At 41.4% G+C, this 6,309-nt stretch carries 1 protein-coding gene; it reads left to right on the top strand.

Annotated elements, in window-relative coordinates:
* On the top strand, positions 1–6,309 hold a 6,309-nt coding region (locus tag PX484_RS13060), incomplete at both ends, for a non-ribosomal peptide synthetase (protein WP_288104165.1).

The raw sequence follows: 6,309 nt of genomic DNA, 5'->3' as shown, positions 1-6,309 counted from the left end.
TTTAATCGTCCAGAGTTAACACAAGAGAAATTTATCCCTAATTCTTTTGAGAAGGATGAAGTGATCCCCCCAACCCCCCTTAATAAGGGGGGCAATGAGCCGTCAAAATTATATAAAACGGGAGATTTATGTCGGTATTTAACCGATGGCAATATTGAGTATTTAGGACGGATTGACAATCAGGTTAAAATTCGCGGTTTCCGTATTGAATTGGGAGAAATTGAAACCGTTCTTAGTCAGCACAATGCAGTAAAAACGGCTGTTGTAATTGCCCAAGAAGATGAGACAAATCAGAAACGTTTAGTCGCCTATATTATTCCCCAAAAAGAGATTATTTCCGCCCCAAAAGAGAAAAATTCGCTTAATGTTACTGAACTGCGGCAATTCCTGAAAGCCAAGTTACCAGAGTATATGATTCCTAGTGCCTTTGTCATTTTGGAATCCCTACCCTTAACGCCCAATGGTAAAATCGATCATCGTGCTTTACCGGCTCCCGAATTCCAAAGCCAAGAGCAGTATATCGCGCCGCGTAACCCCATTGAGGAGATATTATCCTCGATTTGGGCAAAAGTGTTAAAAGTTGCACAGGTGGGGATTCACGACAACTTCTTTGAGTTAGGTGGACATTCATTATTAGCAACGCAACTAATTTCGCGCATCCGTGAGGCTTTTCAGGTAGAAATGCCCTTACGCGAGTTATTTGTTGCACCGACAATAGCCGAATTGTCCCAAGAAATAAAACGGCTTTCCGAAGGAGAACAACCAACTGAACTGCCGATTTTACCCAGGGACAAAACAGCAGAATTACCCCTATCTTTTGCTCAGACTCGTCTCTGGTTTTTGGCTGAATTTGAGTCGAATAGTTCTTTTTATAATATCCCCCTAGCCTTGCGTTTAGAGGGAAACCTGAACTCAGAAATCTTAATTCAGAGTTTAGAAGAAATTTGCGATCGCCATGAAGCTTTACGCACCAACTTTATTACCGTTGATGGTATCCCTACCCAAGTTATACAGACACGAACCTGGACAGTTACGGTTGTTGATTTACAGCATTTATCTGGTAGTGAAAAAGTAATTGCGTCTCAAGAGTTAGCACAAAATCAAGCGATTCAACCCTTTGACTTAGCTGGTGAACCCTTAATCAGAATCACTTTATTGGTGTTATCTGAAACGGAACATCTCTTATTAGTCTGTATGCACCATATTGTCAGTGATGGCTGGTCAATGGAGGTATTTCTTCAGGAACTAACCGCCCTCTATAATGCTTATATTCAGGGTTTATCTTCGCCTCTAAATCCCCTATCTATCCAGTATGGAGATTTTACCCTTTGGCAAAGACAATGGCTGCAGGGAGAGGTATTGCAACAGCAACTAGACTACTGGCAAAAACAGTTAGCCGGCGCACCGGCCCTCCTATCTTTACCAACAGATAGACCTCGACCCAATCAACAAAGTTTTGCTGGGGGACATTTACCCTTTAGCCTTTCTTGGGAATTAACCGAAAAACTGACCCAATTAACCCAGGAACAGGGTGTCACCTTATTTATGACCCTGTTAACAGCTTATGCTGTCTTACTTTACCGTTATACGGAACAGGAAGACATCTTAATTGGTACTCCCATTGCTAACCGTAATCGCAGTGAACTTGAAGGTTTAATCGGCTTTTTTGTCAATACTTTGGTTCTGCGAATTGACTTGTCAGGTAAGCCCAATTTTAATCAGTTATTGGGTCGAGTACGGGAAATGGCAATGGATGCCTATGCTCATCAGGATTTGCCCTTTGAAATGTTAGTAGAAGTCCTACAACCTGAACGAGATTTAAGTCACGCGCCTTTATTTCAAGTGGATTTTCTGCTGCAAAATAGTCCCCCGTCTCCCTTAGAACTAACAGGATTAACTGCCACTCCCCTCACCACGGAAAATGACACCGCCAAATTTGATCTAACCCTGGGTATGGAGAATACCGGTGCAGAATTAAAAGGCGTATGGGAATATAATACCGATTTATTTGATCGCAGCACCATTGAGCGATTAACAGGAAATTTCATCACCTTGCTAGAAGCATTGGTTGTTAACCCGCAGCAGCCAATTTTCCAACTACCATTATTAACCGAAGTAGAGGCAAAAGAATTATTAAAAGACTGGAATGCCACCGAAAAAGCATATCCTTTCCATCAATGTATTCATCAATTATTTGAAGAACAAGCAGCACGAACACCAGCTGCAGTAGCAGTGGTCTTTGAAGGTCAAGAATTAACCTATCAAGAATTAAATATTCAGGCGAATCAATTAGCCCATTATTTACAATCTTTGGGGGTAAATTCAGAAGTTTTAGTTGGCATTTATCTAGAGCGGTCGCTGTTAGTTATTGTCGGATTATTAGCAGTTCTCAAAGCTGGAGGAGCCTATATACCTTTAGATCCAGATTATCCCCAGCAACGGTTGACTTATATGGCAGAAGATGCCCAAATTTCTCTACTGCTAACTCAAGAAAGTTTACTCGATTCTTTGCCAGTAGAAGATGTGGGGGTAATTGTCTTAGATAAATTAGCCGAGATTTTGACAGTTCAAAGTCCAGAAAATCCCCTCAGTGAAGTGGTTCCAGAAAATCTACTATGCCTATTATATACATCTGGTTCAACCGGTAAACCTAAAGGAGTGATGTTAACTCACGCAGCCTTAGTTAATCATAGTTGGGGCATTAGTGAAGTATTCGGTTTAACAGAATCTGATCGCGTTTTACAGTTTGCTTCCTTTGGCTTTGATGTCGCTGCCGAAGAAATTTTTCCCACTTGGTTAAAAGGTGGCACAGTGGTCTTAAGACCAGGGCAAATGTTCGCAACTTTGACTGATTTTGCCGATTTTATTGAACAAGAAAGCCTCACCGTTTTAAATATTACCCCCGCCTATTGGCATGAATGGGCAATCGCCGTTTCCCAATCATTAGCTACTGTACCATCCAGTCTGCGGGTTGTCGCCGTGGGAGGGGATGCAGTGTTACCAGAAACCGTCAATATTTGGCGACAAATGGTCGGAAAACGGGTTCAATGTATTAATGTATATGGCCCCACAGAAGCGTCTGTAACCGCCATAGTTCATGACTTGCTAGATTATCAGTCAGAAAAAATCAATTCAGTGCTGATTGGTCGTCCCATTGCTAATACCAAAGCATATATCTTGGATCAAAATCTGCAACCTGTACCCATTGGAGTTAAGGGAGAATTGCATCTATGCGGTGTTCGTTTAGCGCGGGGTTATCTGAATCGTCCCGAATTAACTGCTGAAAAATTTATTAACAATCCCTTTGCTCATTCACCGTTCAATCGTTTGTATAAGACGGGAGATTTAGCGCGTTATTTACCTGATGGTAATATTGAATGTTTTGGCCGGATTGACAATCAGGTTAAAATTCGCGGATTCCGTATTGAGTTAGGAGAAATTGAAGCGGTAATTAACCAAAATATTGATGTACAAACATCTTGTGTGATTATTCGGGAAGATACTCCGGGGGATAAATATTTAGTCGCCTACATAGTAGCTCATTACGAACGGATACCGATGATTAGTGAACTGCGTCAGTTTCTGTCCAGTAAATTGCCTCTGTATATGGTTCCTCAAGCTTTTGTTTTTCTGGAATCTTTACCCCTTACTACTAATCGTAAGGTAGATCGTCGCGCTTTACCCGCACCAGATAAAATAGGGAATCGCCGGGATCAATATGTAGCACCACGCAATGGAATTGAAGAGATGTTGGTGCAAATTTGGACAGAAATACTCAAAATAGAGCAAGTGGGAATTTATGATAATTTCTTTGAAATTGGCGGCCATTCTCTCCTCGCAACTCAATTAGTTTCTCGGATTCGGAGTTTATTTAAAATAGAACTACCTTTGCGGAGTTTATTTGGTGCAGCTACGGTGGCCGAATTAGCGCATCTCATTGGACAATTACAGCAGCAAAATCTGACGCTAACAGTACCCCCCATTTTACCGAGAACTAAGGATACAGAACTACCTCTATCTTTTGCTCAACAGCGTTTATGGTTTTTAGATCAATTGCAACCAAATAGTGCTTTATACAATATACCGATGGTGTTGCATTTCCGAGGCAACCTCAATCAAAAGGCCTTAGAACAAAGTTTACGAGAAATCTGTGATCGCCATGAAGTATTACGGACTAATTTTGTCACGATTGATGGACAACCGACTCAGATTATTCAAACAACAAGGGAGACAATATCGGTCGTTGATTTACAAGATTTACCCATCCAGGAGCAAGCAGAAAAAACACAGCAATTAAAGCAAAAACAAGCCACTCAACCCTTTGATTTAGCCAAAGAATCCTTAATCAGAATCACTTTAGTGGTGCTATCGGAGACGGAACATTTCTTATTAGTGTGTATGCACCACATTATTAGTGATGGTTGGTCAATAGAAGTATTTATTCACGAACTGACCAGCTTATACAATGCTTACACTCAAAATCATCCCGCAAATTTAGCTCCTTTACCGATTCAGTATGCAGATTTTGCACTCTGGCAAAAACAATGGTTGCAAGGGGATGTCCTACAAAGTCAATTAAATTACTGGCAAAATCAACTAACAGCTGCACCCCCTTTATTATCTCTTCCCACAGACCACCCTCGACCTGCGGTGCAAAGCTTTGTCGGTACTCAGCAAGAATTTTCCCTTTCCCCCAAACTTAGCCAAGCTTTGACTGAATTAAGTCGCCAACAAGGGGTGACATTATTTATGACGCTGTTGGCTGCTTTTGATGCTTTACTGTATCGTTATACAGGGTCAAGTGATATTTTGGTAGGAACTCCCATCGCTAATCGTAATCGCGGTGAAATTGAGGGTTTAATCGGCTTCTTTGTTAATACTTTAGTGATGCGGACGGATTTATCAGATAATCCGAGTTTTAGTCAGTTATTAACCCGTGTTCGGGAAGTGACAATGGATGCTTACGCGCATCAAGACTTACCCTTTGAAATGTTAGTCGAAGCGTTGCAACCGGAACGGGATTTGAGCCATACTCCCCTATTTCAAGTCGCTTTTGTCCTGCAAAATACACCTAAGTCTGAGATTGCAATGACGGGATTAACGGTGACAGATTTGCCTCCAGAAAATACCACAGCTAAGTTTGATTTAACCTTAGCTATGGTTAACACCGATGATGGCTTAAAAGGTGTCTGGGAATATAATACTGATTTGTTTGAGAGTAGCACTATTGAGCGATTATCAGGGCATTTTCTCAACTTATTAGGGGGAATTGCGGCCAATCCTCAAGCGCGGATTTCCCAATTACCCTTACTGACAGAAAGCGAGACTAATCAGTTATTAATTGAGTGGAACAATACTCAAGTTGACTATCCTGAGTATAAGTGTATTCATCAGTTATTTGAGGAACAGGTAAAACGCACACCCGACGCGGTAGCGGTGGTCTGTTCCCAGCAACAATTAACCTACAATGAGTTAAATTGTCGTGCTAATCAATTAGCTCATTATCTGCGGAAATTAGGCGTAAAAGCTGATACTTTAGTCGGTATTTCCCTTGAGCGTTCCTTAGAGATGATTGTGGGGTTATTGGGGATATTAAAAGCGGGTGGTGCATATCTACCTCTCGACCCAGATTATCCCAGTGAACGGCTACAATTTGCCATCGCTGATGCTCAACTGTCATTATTGCTAACTCAAGAGGGATTAATCGATAAATTACCTGAACATCAAGCGCCGCTAATCTTGTTAGACAGATTCACAGAAGAAATTAACCAAAACAGCCAAGATAACCTAACAGGAGTAGTAACAGCCAATAATTTAGCTAATCTCATTTATACCTCTGGTTCTACAGGAAAACCCAAGGGGGTAATGGTGGAACATCGGGGACTATTTAACCTAGCTCAAGCGCAAATTAAAACGTTTAACTTACAGTCAAACTCTCGCATTCTCCAGTTTGCTTCCCTCAATTTTGATGCTTCTATCTGGGAAATTATCATGGCAATAGGAGCAGGTGCAACCCTTTATTTAGACACAAAAGACGCTTTAATGCCTGGGTTGCCATTAATGGGGCGATTAAAAGATTATGGTATTACTCATATTACTTTACCCCCCTCAGCCTTAGCGGCTTTGCCACTAGAAGACATCCCAGAGTTACAAACAATTATTGTGGCAGGAGAAGCTTGTTCAGAAGAATTGATCAAACAATGGGCTACGGGTAGAAATTTCTTTAATGCTTATGGACCGACAGAAACCAGCGTTTGTGCCACGGTAGAAAAATGGACAGATGAAACCCTGAAAGTAACTATTGGTCGC

This window comes from Microcystis sp. M49636_WE2, from assembly GCF_030065375.1.
Taxonomy (GTDB): domain Bacteria; phylum Cyanobacteriota; class Cyanobacteriia; order Cyanobacteriales; family Microcystaceae; genus Microcystis; species Microcystis aeruginosa_C.
The sequence above is the reverse complement of the archived record's forward strand: the minus strand, read 5'-3'. Positions and strand labels throughout refer to the sequence as shown.